Raw genomic sequence first — 18,577 nt, 5'->3', positions numbered from 1 at the left:
CCGCCGTGTGTGCCCGATGCTACTGCCCCACCGCATCCAGCAGCCGCGCCATGTTCTCCTGGAATCGCTGTTGTTGCTCGGTGTCGGCTTCCTTGAAGCGGGTATCCTGCTCCACCAGTGTCTTCATGATCAGTCCGCCATCGTCCATGGGATTGGCCAGGAACTGCAGCGACGGCAGGTTGAACCGTTCCTGCATGGCCTCCATCAACTGGCCCAGACGTCGTCCCGGCATGGAGCGCTCCGGGGACTCCATCTGCTGGGTCTGCTCATAGCTCTGAGCCATACGGTAGGTCTCGGTGCGGGTCATGTTCAGATCCATGGACTGCAACTGGCTGGTGTCGAAGCGAAGATCCGGCAACATCTCGAAGGCCTGTTGCACATCCCCATTGAAGAACTGATCCGCCAACTGCCCCACATCACGCACCAGGTCCTCCACGGCCCGGAGTTCATCCGGGTTCAGGTCGCCCTGGATCGAGAAGCTGTAGCCGCTTTGCTCGGTTCGGCTGACATCCAGCCACCCCCGTGAATCCCCGCCCTCCATTCGGGCCTCGGCCTGGACACGGTTGTCCTGGGCACTCTGGAACTGGATGCTCACCTGGGCACCCGATTGCGTGGTGATATTGAGCTCCAGGCTCTCGGCGCGCTGATAGCGTTCCATCATGGACAGGCGGGTCATGCCAGCCAGATCACGATCCTGGGGGTCGAGCGCGAGGTTCTTCAGAGCCGCGAAGGTCAGCGCCTCGGTCTCATCCACGTCCGCCTTGATCTTTCCATCGAGCAGATTGAGACCACCCAGGATCTCACGGGCCTCCTTGAAGCCCTGCTCGACACCGCGTGTGGCCTGCTCCTTCAGCGTTTGCAGTTGCTCTTCACTGGCGCCTCGAGCTCGGGCATTGGCCAGCCCCATCTCCACAAAGCCAGCGATGCGCTCGGCCACCTTTTCGGGAGTGAAGTCATTGGCATCCAGACGCTTCATGCCCCCCAGGCTTTGCCCGGGGATCTGCTTGGCCAGGTTCTGCAGAATCTTGTTCTGCAATGCATTCAGGCTACGAGCGGAGCCATTGTCACCCGAAGCGATGCCCTGTCCCGCACCCTTGGCACCAGGACGGAAATCGGGGGTCTTGAGTGAGACCGGGAAGACACTGTGATCGATAGCCACGGCGACACACTCCTGCACTGGGGGGTATGGACGTGGTATCGGCAGCCGGGAGGGATTCTTTAGGGTGATCTGCGCCCTTAGCCGCGCACCAGGTCACCGGCCCGCGACATTGACTGAACAGATCAGCGCAGGACGCGGGCGCGCTCCCGCTGGCACGTCCTCGCAAAGTCATCAAATTGCTCACAGCGAGTGTGTACGAATACATGCTGATCCGCGTGGTAATCACAGCGCGTCTCAAAATTGCAGGTGTTTGAAAAATCATCCCAGTGCTGGCATTCCTCGACACACTCCTGCCCACCGACCCGGTGGATGCGTCGTTCAAATAGGCAGGCGTTATCAAAGTCGTCCCAGAACTGGCATTCCGTGATCACGATGGGACGCACACTGGATGGGGGGGGACCACACCAGACACGCACATCACCGCGCTGCCAGGACTCCCCCTCTTGAAGAATGACGGTCTGGGCCTGAGATGAGGCCACCACCCCAAAACTCAACGCTGCCGCAAGCAGCGGAATGATCGTGATGCGCAAGGAAGGTTTCATGGCCAGAGAGTGCCACCCGGTCGGGAAGGACTCAAGCCCCAGCACTGGCATCTAGCGGCCATTGGCCTCAAAATTCGCATCCCCTGAAGCTATCGCACCAACAACCATGCCAGATATTGTCGTCATGTTTTTCCTGCTTGGCCTGGTGGCCGGCTTGCTGAAATCCGATCTGACCATTCCCAAGGCCGCCTACGACACCCTCAGCTTGCTGCTGATGCTGACGATCGGCCTCAAGGGAGGGATGGCGCTGCATGGCAATATCAGCCTCTCGGTCATTCAGGATCTGCTCGCCGTGGCCGCGCTGGGAGCGCTGATCCCGCTGATGCTGATGCCCTTGTTGATGCGTGTCATCTGCCTGTCGGCGGCCGACAGCGCCAGCATGGCTGCCCATTATGGTTCCGTGAGCGCAGGCACTTTCGCCGTCGCCCTGGCCTTCGCAGAGGGGCTGAAGCTGCCTGTTAGCGCCGAAGTCACCCTCTATCTGGTGATGATGGAATTACCCGCCATCATGGTGGCCATCTTCCTTTATCGCCGCTACGGCGGTGCCAGCACGAGCGTCGGCATGCCCGGGCTGTGGCATGAAACACTGACAAACCGGGGTGTCATTCTTCTGGTGGGCGGAGTCATCATCGGCCTGCTCTACGGCCCCCAGGAAGGGGCGGCAGTCACCGACCTGCTCACCAACTCCTTTAAGGTGGTACTGGCTCTGTTCCTTCTGGAGATGGGCCTGACGGCAGCCGAGACCCTACGCCCTGTCCCCTGGCACCATTGGAGACTGCTGTGCTTTGCCGTCTGTGCCCCGTTCTTGCTGGCGGGTGTGGGCCTGACCACGGGACTGCTGCTGGGTCTGCCTGCAGGCTCTCTGCTCATCCTCACTGCGCTGACCGCCAGCGCCTCCTATATTGCCGCGCCAGCGGCCATTCGCGCCGCCATCCCCAAGGCCAATATCGGTCTGGCCATGCTGGCCGCCCTGGGACTCACCTTCCCGGTGAATGTCCTCGTGGGCATCCCCCTGTATTACCAGTGGGTGCAGTGGGTGGGCAGGTGAGCGTTTTCATGGCACCCCCACAGAGGAGATCAGGAAGACCTCAAAGCCCCAGCCTTTCAGCCACGAAGTCCGCGTCCTTGTCGCCGCGACCGGACAGGTTGATCAGGATGCGCGTGCCCGGCTTGGCCGCGCGTGCCGCCTGCATGGCCCAGGCCAGTGCATGAGAGGATTCCAGTGCGGGGATGATGCCCTCAAAACGGGAAAGATCCATGAAGGCCTTCAGACAGGCCTCGTCATCCATCGCATGGTACTCGGCGCGACCGATATCCTTCAGATAGCTGTGCTGAGGGCCCACGGAAGGGTAATCCAGGCCAGAGGCGATGGAATACACCGGCTGGGGCTGGCCTTCATCATCTTGCAGCATGTAGGAGTGGAAACCGTGCATGGTGCCGGGCTTGCCATAGGTCAACGTGGCGGCATGCTCGCCCAGACCCAGGCCACGACCGGAGGGCTCCACACCCACCATCTTCACTTCCAGGTCGTGCAGGAAGGCCGTAAACAGACCCAAGGCGTTGGAACCGCCCCCCACACAGGCCACCACGTAATCGGGCAGTTCGCCCTTCATGCCAAGGAACTGCTCGCGTGCCTCGCGCCCCACCACGGACTGGAAGTCACGCACCATCATGGGGAAGGGATGGGGGCCAACCACGGAGCCGATGGCATAGAAGAAGTTGTCCGGGTCCTTCATGTATTCCTCAAAGGCGCTGTCCACGGCATCCTTCAGCGTGCGTGTCCCTCGGTCCACGCTGATCAGGGTGGCCCCGAGAATCTTCATCTTGACCACGTTGGGGTGTTCCTTTTCGATATCGATCTCCCCCATATGGATCTCGCAGGGTAACCCCACCAGGGCACAGGCCGTGGCCATGGCCACCCCATGTTGACCCGCTCCGGTCTCGGCGATCACCTTGGTCTTGCCCATGTGCTTGGCCAGCAGGGCCTCCCCAAGCGCGTGGTTGATCTTATGGGCCCCTGTGTGATTCAGGTCCTCCCGCTTGAGATAGATCTCGGCGTTGCCACCGCAGTGCTCACTGAGCCGCCGAGCCAGGTAGATGGGGCTGGGACGGCCCACATAGTAGGTATACAGCTCGGCCAACTCATCCTGGTAAGCCCGGGTCTCACGGATGGCGAGATAGGCCTCGGCGATGGAATCCATGATGGACTTCAACTGAGGAGGCACGGCCTGCCCGCCATAGGGCCCGAAATGCCCATCACGGTCGGGCATGGGCTGGTCAAGCAGGGCGTGAAGATCAGTTTCCGGGGCTTTATTCATGGATCACAGCTCTCATTCACCAGATGACGAAACGGATAACCGCAATGCTAAACCCCAGCCCGGCCTCTGACCAGTCCTTTCCCATGGGATTCGCGGGGTTGGGTCTGCCGGTGGCTATGCTATGCTGCGATGCCGTAGTCCGGTCCCGATACAGCCATGCCCATGCCCCATCACGGTCGACTGCAACCCGAACACGCAGCCGGGCTCCAACTGGACCCCGGCCAGGAACGGGCCCTGGCGCGTCTGCAACGCATCACAGATGAGCTGGCGGCCACGCCCCGACCCAGGCGGCCCGGCCCGCTGGCCCGCCTGCTGAGGCGCAGGGAGGTACCGCAACCCGTACCCGGCCTTTACCTTTGGGGGGATGTGGGTCGCGGCAAGACCTATCTGGTGGATCGCTTCTTCGATGAATTGCCCTTCGAGGACAAGACCCGACTGCATTTTCACCGCTTCATGCAAAAGGTGCATGCCGAGCTTCGCGAACTCAAGGACCAGAGCGACCCCCTTGCCATCGTCGCCCGCCGCATGGCCCATGCCCGCCTGCTGTGTCTGGACGAGTTTTTCGTCTCCGACATCACCGATGCGGTCTTGCTGCACCGCCTGCTGGCAGGCCTGATGGAGAATGGGGTCTGTCTGGTAACCACCTCCAACCTGCCACCGGATGAACTCTACAAGGACGGCCTGCAACGGGACCTGTTCCTGCCCGCCATCCGGCTGATCCATGAGCACCTGGAGGTATTTCATCTGGATGGGGATGTGGATTATCGGCTGCGCAATCTTCAACAGGCGCAGATCTATCACACGCCCTCAGATGAGGCGGCACGTGAACAACTCGTGAACACCTTCGATACCCTGGCACCCGATGCGCCTCACGATTGCCGCCACATCCAGGTGGAGGATCGCAAGATCCCGGTTCAGCGGTGCGCGGATGGCGTGGTCTGGTTTCGCTTTGCCGATCTGTGCGAGGGTCCGCGCAGCCAGATGGACTACGTGGAGATTGCCCGGGAGTTCCATTCGGTGCTCATCGCCGATGTGCCGGTCATGGATCACACCATGGACAACGCCGCCCGGCGTTTTCTGGCACTGGTGGACGAATTCTACGACCGCAGGGTGAACCTGATCATCGCCGCCGAGGATCGACCGGAGGCACTGTATCAGGGCCAGCGGCTGCGCTTCGAGTATCAGCGTTGTGTGAGCCGGCTGCTGGAGATGCAATCGGAGGACTATCTGGCACAGCCCCATCGACCTTGAGGGCAGCCCGATATTCGCTCAGATGCTTCACCGCCTGCCCGCCCCAGCCGGGAGATCACAACACCACAGGCCCCAGACCACGGCAAGACGATCACCGGCATGAATCAAGGGGATGCGGTCCCGCTCCCAGGGAGGGATGCCTGCCTCCTGAAACAGCTTCTTGAGGATTCGGGTCTGCCCGCGCAGACGGCAGGTCTCGCCCCCACGGCGCAGGCGCACCGTCAGCGGAGGCTCCAGGAGGGCAGGCTCCAGCCCATGCAAACGCAGCATCTCCTGGGCCGATAGAGTGATCCCCAGCTCCGGCAAGGCCAGGTCCCGAATGCCGTCCCATGACCAGACACTGGCCGGGTCCAGGAGCGGCAAAGGCGCCATGGCATGAAGGCTGTCCCGATACCCCCTCACCTCGGCTCCAGGCCAGGTCACGAGCAATCCGCTGTCAGGGCCCACGTCCCGGATCTGCTGCAACAGGGCTTCCAGCCGGTTCTGATTGGGCGCAGGCAGCCCCTTCTCCCGCCACCATTCTCGCAAGGCGTTGCGTTGTCGGGGGCGGCGCAGGGCACGGATCGCCGGAATTGACAGTGTGCCTGCCGCCTCGCCTCTCAGGGTCTGCAGGTCCTCCCGCGCACGCTCCGCCAGCAGTTCCTGGGCCTCTGCCTGCAGTCCCGCAGCTCGAGCCAGCGTGGTATCCAGGGACGGCCAACGCTGGCGCAGTCGGGGCATCACCTCATGACGCAGCAGATTGCGGTCCAGCCCCAGGTCGCCATTACTGTCATCTTCCACCCAGACCAGACCATTTTCGCGGGCGTGGGCCTCAAGCATGGGGCGATCCATATCCAGCAGCGGCCGCCCATGCCAGCCCGACCCGTGGGGCTGCCAGCGGGGCATGGCCGAGAGTCCGGCCGGGCCGGCACCACGCAGGAGCTGGAGAAGCAGGGTTTCTGCCTGATCGCGGCGGTGATGGGCAGTGAGCAGGGCGTCACCGGGGGCCATCTGGTCGGCCAATGCCTGATAACGTGCGTGGCGAGCCGCGGCTTCAGGGCTTTGACCTCGATGCGGCCGGGCATCCACCCTCACCACATCCAGGGGCACTTCCAGAGCATCGCAAAGCACCTGGCAGTGTTGGGCCCAGGCATCGGCACGGGCATGAAGCCCGTGGTGCACATGCACCGCGCGCAACCCGGGGGAACCCACCCGCCCCCCCAGCTGTGCCAGCCCGTGCAACAGGACCACGGAATCCAGCCCCCCGCTCAATCCCACCAGCCATCGTCGTGCCGGCGGCAAACGTTCCACGGCCTGGGCAAGGGCCCCGAGCATGGGGAGTTACTCCTTGAACTGCCCGTACTTCATGATGCGTTGGTAACGACGCTCCACCAGTTCATCCACATCCATGCACTGCAACTCGTCCAGTGTCTCCTGAAGAGTCGCCTTCAGTGTCTGTGACATGGCTTCTGGATCCCGATGCGCCCCACCCAGCGGTTCGTCAATCACCTGGTCGATCAGGCCCAATTCCTTGAGCCGGGTGGAAATGATGCCCATGGCCTCCGCGGCTTCGGAAGCCTTTTCGGCGCTCTTCCAGAGGATGGAGGCACACCCCTCAGGCGAGATCACCGAGTAGGTGCTGTATTGCAACATTTGAACCTTGTCACCCACTCCCACGGCCAAGGCGCCCCCGGACCCCCCCTCGCCCACCACGGTACAGACGATGGGGGTGCGCAATTCAGACATCTCCATGAGATTGCGGGCAATGGCTTCGCTCTGCCCCCGTTCCTCGGCGCCCACGCCGGGATAGGCGCCTGGGGTATCGATGAAGGTGATCACCGGCAGTGAGAATCGCTCCGCCATCTGCATCAGGCGCAGGGCCTTGCGATAACCTTCCGGGCGCGGCATGCCAAAGTTGCGGACGATCTTCTCCTTGGTGTCGCGGCCCTTCTGGTGGCCGATCACCATGACGGGTCGATCACCCAGGCGTCCGATGCCGCCCACAATGGCCGGGTCATCGGCAAAGGCGCGATCCCCATGAAGTTCCTCGAATTCCGTGAGCATGTGCCTCACGTAATCCAGGGTGTAAGGCCTTCGTGGATGGCGGGCCAACTGGGCGATCTGCCAGGCCGTGAGCTTGGAGAAGATCGACTCGGTGAGGCTCTTGCACTTGCTCTCCAGACGGGCGATCTCGTCCTGGATGTTCACTTCCGCATCATCACCCACGAACCGGAGCTCTTCGATCTTGGCTTCCAGTTCGGCGATAGGCTGCTCAAATTCAAGGAAATCCGGGTTCATTCGATGACTTGTCGGTTGGTGTGGGAAAGGGGCATTGTACACGCGGGAAACTGACTCGTCTCAAGTGCTGTCTTCTGCCTCGAGACCTCAGCGGTAAACGATCCGTACCGCCTCCTCCCCCAGCAACTCCCGCAGGTGATGGATGAGTTCCTCATTCGGGCGCACCTGCCAACGGGCCCCCAGACGAAAACGGGCACTGGCCTGGTCGTTACAGTAGCTCAGGAATATGGGACACGGCCCCTCGCAAAAGGGCACCAGGTGCGCATGCAATCCCTCCAGCAACCCCGGGCTGGCATGACCGTTGACGGCCAGTTCCACCCGTTTGGCAAATTGTTCGCGGGCCTGATCCAGGTCCATGATCTGACGACAGCGCATGCGCACGTTCCCGCTGAACTCATCAATGCCGGCACTGCCCTCCACCACCAGCAGACGATCCTTGACCAACAGGCTCTGGTAGCGTCGGTAGTCGTCCCCGAACAACCCAACTTCCACTCGGCCGCTGCGATCGTCCAGGGTGAGGAAGGCCATGCGCCCGGAGTTGCCGTTACGGGTCCGGATGGCCACCACCAGGCCGGCAACGATCACGGTCTGCTCCCGCTGCCGGCCCCGACCGTAACCCCCCCCCTCCCCGTTGCCACCGCCGTTGCTGGGGGCACTATCGGCCAGATCGCTGAGCAGATCGGCGATGCGCTTGCCCGTAATCTGTGCCAGTTCAGCCTCATAGCGGATGATGGGATGCCCGGTGAGGTACAACCCCAGGGTTTCCTTCTCCGCCAGAAGACGGCTTTCTTCGTCCCATTCCGGCCACTGTTCGGTCGGGGCCACTTCCGGAGCCGGTATGACCAGATCCCCGAACAGATCCTCCTGCCCCATGCTCTGGTTCCGCAGGTGTTGTTCAGCGCGGGACAGGGCCTGGGGCAGCGTGTGCATCAATGTGGCCCGATTAGGACCAATGGAATCCAGGGCGCCGGCGCGGATCAGGGCCTCCAGGGTGCGCCGGTTGATCTTCTGGGAATCGGCACGCATGCACAGGTCATCCAGACTGGCGAACGGGCCGCCCTGGCTGCGGCTGTCCAGGATCACCTGGATGGCGGATTCGCCCACCCCCTTGATGGCGCCTAACCCATAAACGATGGTGCGCGCATCGCGCACGGTGAATTCATAGCTGGAGGCATTCACATCCGGAGGGATCACCTCCAGATTCATGGAGCGGCACTCGTCGATCAGGTTCACGATCTTGTCGGTGTGATCCAGATCGGCAGAGAGCACCGCCGCCATGAAGGCCGCAGGGTAATGGCATTTGAGCCAGGCGGTCTGGTAGGAGAGCAACGCATAGGCGGCCGAGTGGGACTTATTGAACCCGTAGCCGGCGAACTTCTCCATGAGGTCAAAGATGTAGGTGGCGGTCTCCGCCTGCACCCCCTTTTCCACCGCGCCCTTCTGGAAAATCTCGCGCTGCTTGGCCATCTCCTCGGGCTTTTTCTTGCCCATGGCGCGCCGCAGCAGGTCCGCGCCCCCCAGGCTGTAGCCGGCCAGCACCTGGGCGATCTGCATCACCTGTTCCTGGTAGAGGATCACCCCATGGGTAGGCTTGAGGATGGGCTCCAGGGCCGGATGGGGATACTCCACCTTGGCCCGACCGTGCTTCCGGTTGATGTAGTCATCCACCATGCCCGATTGCAGCGGGCCAGGACGATAGAGGGCCACCAGGGCGATGATGTCCTCAAAATCATCAGGTTCCAGGCGCTTGATGAGATCCTTCATGCCCCGCGATTCCAGCTGGAAGACCGCCGTGGTCTCCTGGCGCTTGAGCAGGCTGAAGGTGGCCTGATCCTCCAGGGGCACATCGTTGATGTCCAGCAGGGCCTCGCCCGCCTCCTGGCGTCGGGCATTAATGTTGTGCACCGCCCAGTCAATGATGGTCAGGGTGCGCAGGCCCAGGAAGTCGAACTTCACCAGGCCGATGGCTTCCACATCGTCCTTATCGAAGTGGGTGACCACCCCCTGCCCCCCCGGTTCGCAGAACAGCGGCGAGAAGTCCGTGAGCGTGGTGGGGGCAATGACAACCCCACCGGCGTGCTTGCCGGCATTACGTGCCACGCCTTCCAGCTTCAGCGCCAGGTCGATGAGGTCGCGCACCTCTTCATCGTCCTGATAGCTCTGGCGCAGGTCCTCTTCCTGCTCCAGGGCCTTGTCCAGGGTCATGCCGATTTCCATGGGGATCTGCTTGGCAATGCGATCGACAAAGCCATACGGGTGCCCCAGCACCCGACCCACGTCGCGCACCACGGCCTTGGCGGCCATGGTGCCGTAGGTGATGATCTGCGAAACCTTGTCTCGACCGTAGCGCCGCGCCACATAGTCGATGACGCTGTCCCGTTTCTCCATGCAAAAATCCACATCGAAGTCGGGCATGGACACCCGCTCGGGATTCAGAAATCGCTCAAACAAAAGCTCATAACGGATTGGGTCAAGGTCAGTAATTTTCAGTGCGTAGGCCACCAGTGAGCCTGCACCGGAGCCACGACCCGGCCCTACCGGCACACCATTGTCTTTAGCCCACTGAATGAAATCCGCCACGATCAGGAAGTAACCGGGGAACCCCATCTGGCATATCACGTCCAGTTCCAATTCCAGACGGTCCTTGTAGGCCTGAATACGAGCCTCCCGATCCGGGTCATCCTCAGCCACCAGACGCACCAGCCGCTGGTCCAGCCCCTTGCGGGACTCACTGCGGAAGTACGCATCGGTGGTCATCCCCTCGGGGATGGGAAACTGGGGCAGATAGTTCTCGCCCAGTGTCAGTGTGAGGTTGCAGCGCCGGGCAATCTCCACCGTATTTTCAAGCGCTTCCGGAATATCGCTGAAAAGCTCTGACATCTCTTCGGGGGTGCGTAGATACTGCTGTCGGCTGTACAGGCGTGGACGTCGTGGGTCATCCAGCACCCGGCCTTCATGGATGCAGACCCGGGCCTCGTGGGCGTCGAAATCCTCAGCCTTGAGGAAGCGCACATCGTTGGTGGCCACCACTGGCAGGCCCCGGGCTGCGGCCAATTTCACCGCGGCGTGCAGATAGTCCTCCTCGCCCTCTCGTCCGGTACGCACCAGTTCCAGGTAGAAACGCCCCGGAAACAAGCCCGCCCAATGGTCACACAGTGGCTGGGCCGTCTCCGGCTGGCTGGACAGCAGGGCGCGGCCCACTTCCCCCTCGCGCGCCCCGGACAAGGCAATCAGCCCACGACAGGTCTCCTGCGTGAACCAGTCCCGCTCCAGGATCGGGGCACCGCTTTGCTGACCTTCCTGATAGCCCCGACTGATCAGGCGGGTCAGGTTGCCGTAGCCGGCATTGTCCTGGCAGAGCAGGACAATGCGTGTTGGCGCTTCTCCAGGCTGTGGTGCCGTGACCCAGGCATCGGCGCCGATGAGGGGTTTGACTCCGGCCTTGAGGGCAGCCTTGTAGAACTTGACCATGCCGAAAAGATTGTTTTGGTCCGTGACCGCACAGGCTGGCATGCCATGGGCTCGCGCGGCGTCCACCAGGGCACCGACGCGCACCAGGCCGTCCACCAGAGAAAATTCGGAGTGCAGATGGAGATGAACAAAACTGGGTGTCATGGGTGCCGCGGAGCTGGTGAATCGAGCTGAACAGGCCAGGAGTATAAGGCCAGAGGGGGGCCTGTGATCCACCCTTGAGACCGACGGCATGCACGGCCGGGGGCCGCTCCCCACGGATCATCGCAAACGGGCGGCTTCCCGGACGGGCGCGAAACTGCGGCGATGACAGGGGCTGGGGCCCAGCCTGACCAATGCCTCGCGGTGGGCGCGTGTGGGGTAACCCTTATGGGAAGCCATTCCGTAACCGGGATAGATCTGGTCCAGGTCAGCCATCAGCGCATCCCGATGAACCTTGGCGATGATGGAGGCGGCGCTGATGCAGGGAACCCGGCCATCCCCCTTCACCACGGGATAGGCGGCACAGGTCAGTTCAGGACAACGGTTGCCATCCACCAGGGCGATGGACGGCGGCCGGCCCAGGGTGGCCACGGCCCGACGCATGGCCTCGAAGGTGGCATGCAGGATATTCATCTCGTCGATCTCCCCCGGCGTGCACAGGGCCACGGACCAGGCCAACGATTGCTCCCGAATCAGGGCCGCCAGGGCCTCGCGGCGCGCCGGACTCAGGGCCTTGGAGTCCATCAGCCCGGCAATGGGGCGGGCCGGATCCAGGATCACGGCAGCGGCCACCACGGGGCCCGCCAGGGGGCCGCGACCCACTTCGTCCACTCCTGCCACATCCGCTTGCGCCAGGCATTCCACAAGTTCTGCTTCCGTCACACAATGCCCTCACGATCCAGTAAAATGGAGAAACTCAATACCACTTAAGCAGGTCAGCCGAGGCAAAGCCAGCCCCGCGGGCATCAGCGGCAGGGATGCATGACCAAAGGGCCCGCCGTTCCGTGACGGTGTATCCTGGCACCCCAAGACTGGCCATTTCATACGCCCCGTTCCTGGAAAACCCATGACTCCAACCCGATGCGCCGTCATCGGCGTCGGCTATCTCGGCAAGTTTCACGCCCAGAAGTACGCCGCCTTCTCTCACGCTGACCTGATCGCGGTGGCCGACACTGACGCCGAGGCCGCCGCCCGGGTGGGCGCGGATTGTGACTGTCGCGCGGTGACCGATTACCGGGAGTTGCTCGGTGAAGTGGATGCGGTGAGCATTGCCGTGCCCACCACCCTGCACTATCAGGTGGCACGGGACTTCCTGGAGCGGGGCACCCATGTTCTGGTGGAGAAACCCATCACCAGCACCGTGGCCGAGGCCGCGGAGCTGAACCGCATCGCCCGCGAGCACGATGCCATCCTGCAGGTAGGCCATCTGGAGCGTTTCAACGCGGCCCTGCTGGACCTGGCTGGCCAGCGCTGCGCGCCCCTCTTCATTGAGTCCCACCGGCTGGCCCCCTTCAAGCCACGGGCCACCGACGTGAACGTGGTGCTGGATCTGATGATCCACGATATCGACATCATCCTGGACATGGTGCGCTCGCCGGTGAAAGCCGTAGCGGCCAGCGGGGCCAAGGTGCTGTCCGAGGCACTGGACATTGCCAACGCCCGCATCGAATTCGAAAATGGCTGCGTGGCCAACGTGACCTCCAGCCGGGTGAGCCTCAAGAGCGAGCGCAAGATGCGCATCTTCCAGAAGAACGCCTACGTCTCCGTGGACTTCCAGAATCGCGGACTGTCCATCCACCGCCTGGGCGAGCGGGAAATGTTTCCCGGCATCCCGGAAGTCACCACCGAAACCAGCATCTTTGAAGAGGGGGATGCCCTGAAGACCGAGATCGCCGCCTTCCTGGAAGCCATCACGAACGGCGGCCCGGTCATTGTCTCCGGTGAGGATGGGCAACGTGCCCTGGAGACCGCCATCCGTATCACCGAACAGGTGCGCCAAGGCGCCCATGTGCTGGGCGAGGACGGCTGACCTCTCGCCCGAACGCCCCCCAACCCCCGATTCGTTTGCAGAAGGACCCCACCATGATCCCCATGGTCGACCTCAAGACCCAATACCACCAGCTCAAGACTGACATCGACGCCGCCGTGCAAGGCGTGCTTGACACGACCCACTTCATCCTCGGCCCGAACGTGCAGGCCCTGGAGCAGGAACTGGCCGATTACCTGGGTGTGGAGTACGCCATCACCTGCGCCTCGGGCACCGACGCCCTGCATCTGGCCCTCAGGGCCGCCGGCATCGGCCACGGTGATGAGGTGATCACCAGTGCCTTTACCTTCATTGCCACCGCCGAGGCCATACGCTACGTGGGGGCCACGCCGGTCTTCGTGGATATCGATCCTCACAGCTTCAATATCGATGTGGCCCAGGTGCGTGACGCCATCAATGACCGGACACGGGCCATCATGCCAGTGCACCTGTTTGGGCAGCCTGCCGATCTGGATGCCCTGCAACAGATCTGCCAGCAAAACGACCTGATGCTGCTGGAAGACTGTGCCCAATCCTTTGGCGCCCGGGTGGGGGGGCAGCAGACCGGCGGTGTGGGAGATTTCGGCTGCTTCAGTTTCTTTCCCAGCAAGAATCTGGGGTGTTATGGCGACGGCGGCCTGGTGACAACACGGGACGAGGCCCACGCTGCGCTATTGCGCAATCTACGCAACCATGGCAGCGATGTGCGTTACCACCATGACCGCATTGGCTACAACAGCCGCCTGGACGAGATTCAGGCTGCCATTCTGCGCGTCAAGCTTCCCCATATCGATGACTACAACTTCAGCCGCCGTCGGGTGGCCCATCGCTATAACGAACTGCTGGCCGGCACCGCCGTGACCACGCCCTTTGAAGATGGCGTGGGTACTCACGTCTTCCACCAATACACGATCCTCAGCGATCAGCGTGATGCCATCATGAAGGCCCTGCAGGCCCAACAGATCGCCTGCGCCATCTACTACCCCATTCCCCTGCACCGTCAAAAGGCCTTCGCCGACACCACCGCCGGGGTCAATCTACCAGTGACCGATTCGATTGCGTCGCGCTGCCTGTCCCTGCCCATCTATCCGGAGTTGCCCGATGCATCCATCGAGCGCATCGCCCAGGTCATCCGGGGCGCCCTTGACTGAACCTAACGGCCACCCCCTGCACGTCATGGTCGTGGCCGGAGAAGCCTCCGGTGACCAGCACGCAGCCGCCATGGTCCGCGCCCTGGAGGATCTGAACCCGGGCAACCGCTATACAGGCATGGGCTGCAATGCACTGCGCGAGGCCGGCGTGGAGCTGGTGGTGGACGCACGGCGGCTGGCGGTGGTGGGTCTGTGGGAGGTCATTGCCCAGTATCGGGAGATCCGTCGCGCCCTGAACGTTCTCAAGGAGCGCCTGCGCAGCGATCCGCCGGATCTGCTGGTCCTGGTGGACTATGTGGAATTCAACCTGCGCCTGGCCCGGGCCGCCAAACAGCACGGCATCCGCGTGCTCTTTTATGTCAGCCCGCAAATCTGGGCCTGGCGCCCGCATCGGGTGAAACGCATCGGCCGCGTCATTGATGCCATGGCGGTCCTCTTCCCCTTCGAAGTGGAAGTCTACCAGCGCTACGGCATCCCCGTGCGCTACGTGGGCAATCCACTGGTGGACAGCGTCCGGCCTTCCGGCAGTCGCGAAGAGATCATGGCCTCCCTGGGCCTTGATCCCCTGCGACCGGTGATCGGTCTGTTGCCTGGCAGTCGCTCGGGCGAATTGCGTCGTCACCTGCCCATCATCATGGAGACCTGCCGCTGGCTGCGGGCACGCCACCCTGACATCCAGTTCGTGATGCCACTGGCGCCGGGGGTGGATATCGAGGGGGACATCACGCCTCAAATAGATACCTCCCTGGGCATCCATCAGCTTGTGGGGCAGGCTCACGACGTGATGTCGGTGAGTCGGGCCCTGATCATTGCCTCGGGCACGGCCACCCTGGAGGCCGCTTTGCTCAAGACGCCCATGGCCATCATCTACCGCGTCTCGCCCATCACCCATGCCATCCTCAAGCGCATGATCCTCATTCAGGATATCGGTCTGGCCAACATTGTGGCCGAGCGGCGCGTGGTCAGGGAATTCGTACAGGATGAGGCCAGCGCGGAGCGCATTGGTGCCGAACTGGATCGCCTGATCAACGATGAGGCCTATTATCAGGATGTCGTGGACTCTCTGGGAGAGATCCGCGAGCGGCTTGGCGAGGGGGGAGGATCGGAAAAGGTCGCCCGCATGGCCCTCGAGTTGATACGTGAGGGAAGACTGACAGGAGAATGACCTCACCCTTCCCCAAAGGCCCACTACCGTGAGGACAGCCACATCCCGAAGATGAACATCAGCCTGCTGGACCCTCGCCGCTACTGGCTCCCGGTGGTGTTCATCATTCTGGGCTATGGCTTCTGGGTCAGTCCGCACTTCAAGGAGATCGCCGCTGGCGTGGCCCTGTTCCTGTTCGGGATGATCTCCCTTGAGAAGGGATTCAAGGTCTTCACAGGCGGGGCTCTGGAACGCGTATTGCGTCGTTCCACCAATCGGCTCTGGAAGAGCATCGTCTTTGGCATCGGCTCCACCACGCTGATGCAATCCAGCACCCTGGTATCACTGATCAGCATTTCCTTTGTCAGCGCCGAGATGATCACCCTGGCTGCGGGGATCGGCATCATCATGGGGGCCAACCTGGGCACCACCACGGGGGCCTGGCTCATTGCCGGCCTGGGGCTTCGGGTGGATATCGCCGCTTATGCCATGCCCGCCCTGGTATTCGGTGTGGTCATGCTGCTGCAGCGATCCAAGCAGGTGAAAGGTCTGGGATACCTGGCCATGGGCGTAGGCTTTTTATTCCTGGGCATCCATTACATGAAAGAAGGCTTCGAGGCGTTCCAGCAGGCCTTTGAGTTCTCGGCCTACGAAGTGCCCGGCCTTGGGGGTGTGCTGCTGTTTACCGGGATCGGCATGGCCATCACGGTGGTCATGCAGTCCAGCCATGCCACCTTGCTTTTGATCATCGCGGCCCTCGCCGCCGGCCAGATCACCTATGATGCCGCCCTCGCCCTGGCCATTGGTGCCAATCTGGGCAGCGCCGTCACCACCGCCATGGGCGGCATGACCGCCAATCTGGGCGGCAAGCGCCTGGCGTTGGCCCATGTGGTCTTCAACATCATGACGGCCCTGGTGGCCATCACCCTGATTGAACAGATGGGCTGGGTGGTGGAACAGCTGAGCGAACTGATGGGCATTGAGGATGACCTGCTGCTCAAGCTGGCCCTGTTCCATACGCTGTTCAATCTGCTTGGCGTGATTCTACTGGCGCCTTTCATCAGGCAGCTTGAATGGTTTCTGCTACGTTATGTCCAGTTCACGCCCAAGTCCCGGGCCCAGCCCCTTTACCTGTACCCGGGCGCCCTGGAGACGCCCGCCAGTGCCCTTAATGCCCTGCGCAAGGAGGTGGGCCATTTGTATGACAATGCCCATGATCTGATCGCCCATGGAGTGAGCCTGCGCCGATCGGTGATCGCTTCGGAAGACTCCCTGTCAGAAGCGGTGAAAAAAACCCACCGGATCATCCCGCTGGACCTGGATGACCTCTACGAACACAAGGTAAAAAGCCTGCACAACGAGATCATCGCCTTCTCCAGCGAGATCCAGGGGCGTGAGATGTCCAAGTATGCCATCCATCAGGTCGATGCCCTGCAACAGGCCAGCCGGGATATCGTCGAGGCGGTGAAGGCCACCAAGCATCTGCACAAGAACCTCTCCCGCTACGGCATCTCCTCCCATGCCGCCGTGCGGGAGAGTTATGACAGCATCCGCCTGCGCATCGCCCGTGTATTGCGGGAGATTCGGCAATTAAGGCTTCAGGATCCGGACACTGTCACAAGCCTGTCATTGGATGCGCTTAGGCTATCCGTGGAGAAATCCGGTCGCCGATTCACCTCGGATATCAACCGGATGGTCCGCAGCCGGTTGTTGTCTCCCGCTATCGCCACATCCATGCTAAACGATGAGAAGTACGCCTCGGAGATCTGCGAAAATCTCTTGGAGGCGGCGCAAGCCCTGCTCCAGACTGGCAGCACGCTGGCCGAGCAGGCGGCAGAGGGGGCACTGGCTCTGGACGAGAACGATATCGAGCGGATGACCCGTGCCGAACCTGACTCAACCCAACTGGATCATACCCATGGCGACCAAAAAACTGCTCGCTAAGCTGAGCAGGTTTCTGGATGCAGACCGAGCCTCGCAGCAAAAGGAGATTGAGTCCATCCGCAAGGTGCTCAAGAAGCTCAAGCACAAGGAGCGGGATCTGCACGAGAAGTTGCCCAAGACCCCCGAGGGCGAGGAACGTGACAACATCACCGCCAAACTGGAGGTCATCTATGCGCAGCGGCGCAAAGGCGTGGATCGGGTGAAGGAACTACGTGGCGGTCACGAATCCGCTGAACCCGAGAATGACCCTGGCAGCCGGACGCAGAACTCCTGAGTCCCCAGTGGCCCGTTGGCCACTCAACCTGTACGGGATTGCCCTGGTACGGCCCAAGCGCCCATTCACAGCCTTCGCGTTGCTCTATTACAGGGACAATCCGGTGGTGCCTCAGGCAAAATAGGGGGAAATCCCCATTGAGGGAATCACGCTGACGATGAATAATGGAGTCTGTCCTTGAACGACAAGCCCAAAAAAAGGAGTTTCTGGAGCCGCTGGCTTCCCCACATCCTGTTCTGGTCCACCCTGCTCAGCCTCATGGGCTCGTTGGTCTTTCTGGGACGAGCAGCGCTGTTCTCGCTGACCCTTTTCATCGTCCTGTTCCCCGTCACGCTGATCGTCATGCTGGTCCGCTGGTGGCCGTCGCGCCCTTGCCAATCCCTGCCCAACAGTCGACGGTGGAAACGCCGCCTGAATTTCACCTCCGCTGGCGTGCTGGTGGCAGCCGCCATCAATGTATTCTCAGGGTTGAATTTTTTTGGTACGCCACTCGGCACGACACTCCTGGTAGCCGGCACCCTGCTATTGCCCGCCGCCATGGTAGCCGCCTTGGTCTCCTTCTCGCTGAGTCGGGAGGAGGTTACCGAGGACCTGCTGGAGCCTGACGAGGACATCCTGTTTCGCGCCGACACCCACTGGGCCATTTTCTTGCCACCCATCCAGCTCCTCACCCTCTGCATCCTGCTGTTGCTGGGGCCATTTGGCCTGGGAGGCGAAGTGATTGCCGCAGTGGTATATGTGGTGATCGTGCCGGGCGTGATGGCACGGGCTCTGGCCATTTTCCTCAATACGGAGGTGTCCGTCACCGACCGACGATTGATTACGGTCACCGGCACGCTGCTGCGCAGAAAGCACATTGTGGACCTGGAGAACATCAAGGCAGCCGGGGTGTCTCGGGGCCGACTTGGCCGACTCCTGGACTATGGCAAAGTCGGCATCATTGATCGCGATGGCAACAGCATCAAGCTGCCGGGGATTGCCGATCCATCGAGCCTGCAGGCCATGCTGGATCCAACCCACTCGGCCACGCTCTGAAGC

Annotated in this window: 15 protein-coding genes; 8 read left to right on the top strand and 7 right to left on the bottom strand. The window is 62.0% G+C overall.

Annotation, left to right across the window (positions count from 1 at the left end; translation table 11 throughout):
- Positions 1 to 19: 19 nt before the first annotated feature.
- Positions 20 to 1,159, bottom strand: coding sequence for a DUF5610 domain-containing protein (locus BMY52_RS07185; protein ID WP_090252751.1), 1,140 nt, complete (start codon positions 1,157 to 1,159; stop codon positions 20 to 22).
- Positions 1,160 to 1,281: 122 nt separating this feature from the next.
- Positions 1,282 to 1,701, bottom strand: a complete 420-nt coding sequence (locus BMY52_RS07180) for a hypothetical protein (protein WP_143050442.1) — start codon at positions 1,699 to 1,701, stop codon at positions 1,282 to 1,284.
- 106 nt (positions 1,702 to 1,807) lie between these two features.
- Between BMY52_RS07180 and BMY52_RS07175 the strand changes: the two genes are divergently transcribed.
- Positions 1,808 to 2,749, top strand: a complete 942-nt coding sequence (locus BMY52_RS07175) for a sodium-dependent bicarbonate transport family permease (RefSeq protein WP_090252746.1) — start codon at positions 1,808 to 1,810, stop codon at positions 2,747 to 2,749.
- Positions 2,750 to 2,789: 40 nt separating this feature from the next.
- On the opposite strand, the gene trpB is transcribed toward BMY52_RS07175, so the two are convergent.
- Positions 2,790 to 4,019, bottom strand: coding sequence for a tryptophan synthase subunit beta (gene trpB, locus BMY52_RS07170; protein ID WP_218140407.1), 1,230 nt, complete (start codon positions 4,017 to 4,019; stop codon positions 2,790 to 2,792).
- Positions 4,020 to 4,181: 162 nt separating this feature from the next.
- Between trpB and zapE the strand changes: the two genes are divergently transcribed.
- The gene (gene zapE, locus BMY52_RS07165; protein WP_090252887.1) at positions 4,182 to 5,270 is read left to right on the top strand and encodes a cell division protein ZapE; all 1,089 of its coding nucleotides are present in this window, start codon (positions 4,182 to 4,184) and stop codon (positions 5,268 to 5,270) included.
- Between the two features lie 27 nt (positions 5,271 to 5,297).
- Here the strand turns inward: zapE and tilS are convergent, their stop codons facing one another.
- The 4 genes from tilS to rnhB form a co-directional block, all read right to left on the bottom strand.
- The gene (gene tilS, locus BMY52_RS07160; protein ID WP_090252744.1) at positions 5,298 to 6,584 is read right to left on the bottom strand and encodes a tRNA lysidine(34) synthetase TilS; all 1,287 of its coding nucleotides are present in this window, start codon (positions 6,582 to 6,584) and stop codon (positions 5,298 to 5,300) included.
- A 6-nt stretch (positions 6,585 to 6,590) separates the two neighbouring features.
- Complete coding sequence (gene accA, locus BMY52_RS07155; RefSeq protein ID WP_090252741.1) at positions 6,591 to 7,547, bottom strand: acetyl-CoA carboxylase carboxyl transferase subunit alpha; 957 nt, start codon at positions 7,545 to 7,547, stop codon at positions 6,591 to 6,593.
- A gap of 87 nt (positions 7,548 to 7,634) precedes the next feature.
- Entirely contained in the window at positions 7,635 to 11,162 is a 3,528-nt protein-coding gene (gene dnaE, locus BMY52_RS07150; protein WP_090252738.1) for a DNA polymerase III subunit alpha, read from the bottom strand.
- Between the two features lie 117 nt (positions 11,163 to 11,279).
- Entirely contained in the window at positions 11,280 to 11,882 is a 603-nt protein-coding gene (gene rnhB / locus BMY52_RS07145; RefSeq protein WP_245740671.1) for a ribonuclease HII, read from the bottom strand.
- A gap of 184 nt (positions 11,883 to 12,066) precedes the next feature.
- Here rnhB and BMY52_RS07140 point away from each other — a divergent pair, with 184 nt between their 5' ends.
- The 6 genes from BMY52_RS07140 to BMY52_RS07115 all read left to right on the top strand — a co-directional run bounded on the left by BMY52_RS07140 (position 12,067) and on the right by BMY52_RS07115 (position 18,574).
- On the top strand, positions 12,067 to 13,029 hold the full coding sequence (locus BMY52_RS07140; protein ID WP_090252736.1) for a Gfo/Idh/MocA family protein: 963 nt from the start codon (positions 12,067 to 12,069) through the stop codon (positions 13,027 to 13,029).
- A gap of 53 nt (positions 13,030 to 13,082) precedes the next feature.
- Positions 13,083 to 14,177 (top strand): DegT/DnrJ/EryC1/StrS family aminotransferase, encoded by a 1,095-nt coding sequence (locus tag BMY52_RS07135; RefSeq protein WP_090252733.1) that lies wholly within the window; start codon positions 13,083 to 13,085, stop codon positions 14,175 to 14,177.
- Positions 14,170 to 15,342, top strand: coding sequence for a lipid-A-disaccharide synthase (gene lpxB, locus BMY52_RS07130; RefSeq protein WP_425429226.1), 1,173 nt, complete (start codon positions 14,170 to 14,172; stop codon positions 15,340 to 15,342). The genes BMY52_RS07135 and lpxB overlap by 8 nt, the downstream gene beginning before the upstream one ends.
- Positions 15,343 to 15,393: 51 nt before the next feature.
- Positions 15,394 to 17,265: a Na/Pi cotransporter family protein gene (locus BMY52_RS07125; protein WP_090252727.1), complete on the top strand. Its 1,872-nt coding sequence runs from the start codon at positions 15,394 to 15,396 to the stop codon at positions 17,263 to 17,265.
- On the top strand, positions 17,240 to 17,539 hold the full coding sequence (locus BMY52_RS07120; protein ID WP_090252724.1) for a hypothetical protein: 300 nt from the start codon (positions 17,240 to 17,242) through the stop codon (positions 17,537 to 17,539). Before BMY52_RS07125 ends, BMY52_RS07120 begins: the two co-directional genes overlap by 26 nt.
- A gap of 177 nt (positions 17,540 to 17,716) precedes the next feature.
- The gene (locus BMY52_RS07115; protein WP_090252721.1) at positions 17,717 to 18,574 is read left to right on the top strand and encodes a PH domain-containing protein; all 858 of its coding nucleotides are present in this window, start codon (positions 17,717 to 17,719) and stop codon (positions 18,572 to 18,574) included.
- The last annotated feature ends 3 nt before the right edge of the window (positions 18,575 to 18,577 follow it).

The organism is Ectothiorhodospira marina (assembly GCF_900109495.1).
Classification (GTDB): domain Bacteria; phylum Pseudomonadota; class Gammaproteobacteria; order Ectothiorhodospirales; family Ectothiorhodospiraceae; genus Ectothiorhodospira; species Ectothiorhodospira marina.
The sequence above is the reverse complement of the archived record's forward strand: the minus strand, read 5'-3'. Positions and strand labels throughout refer to the sequence as shown.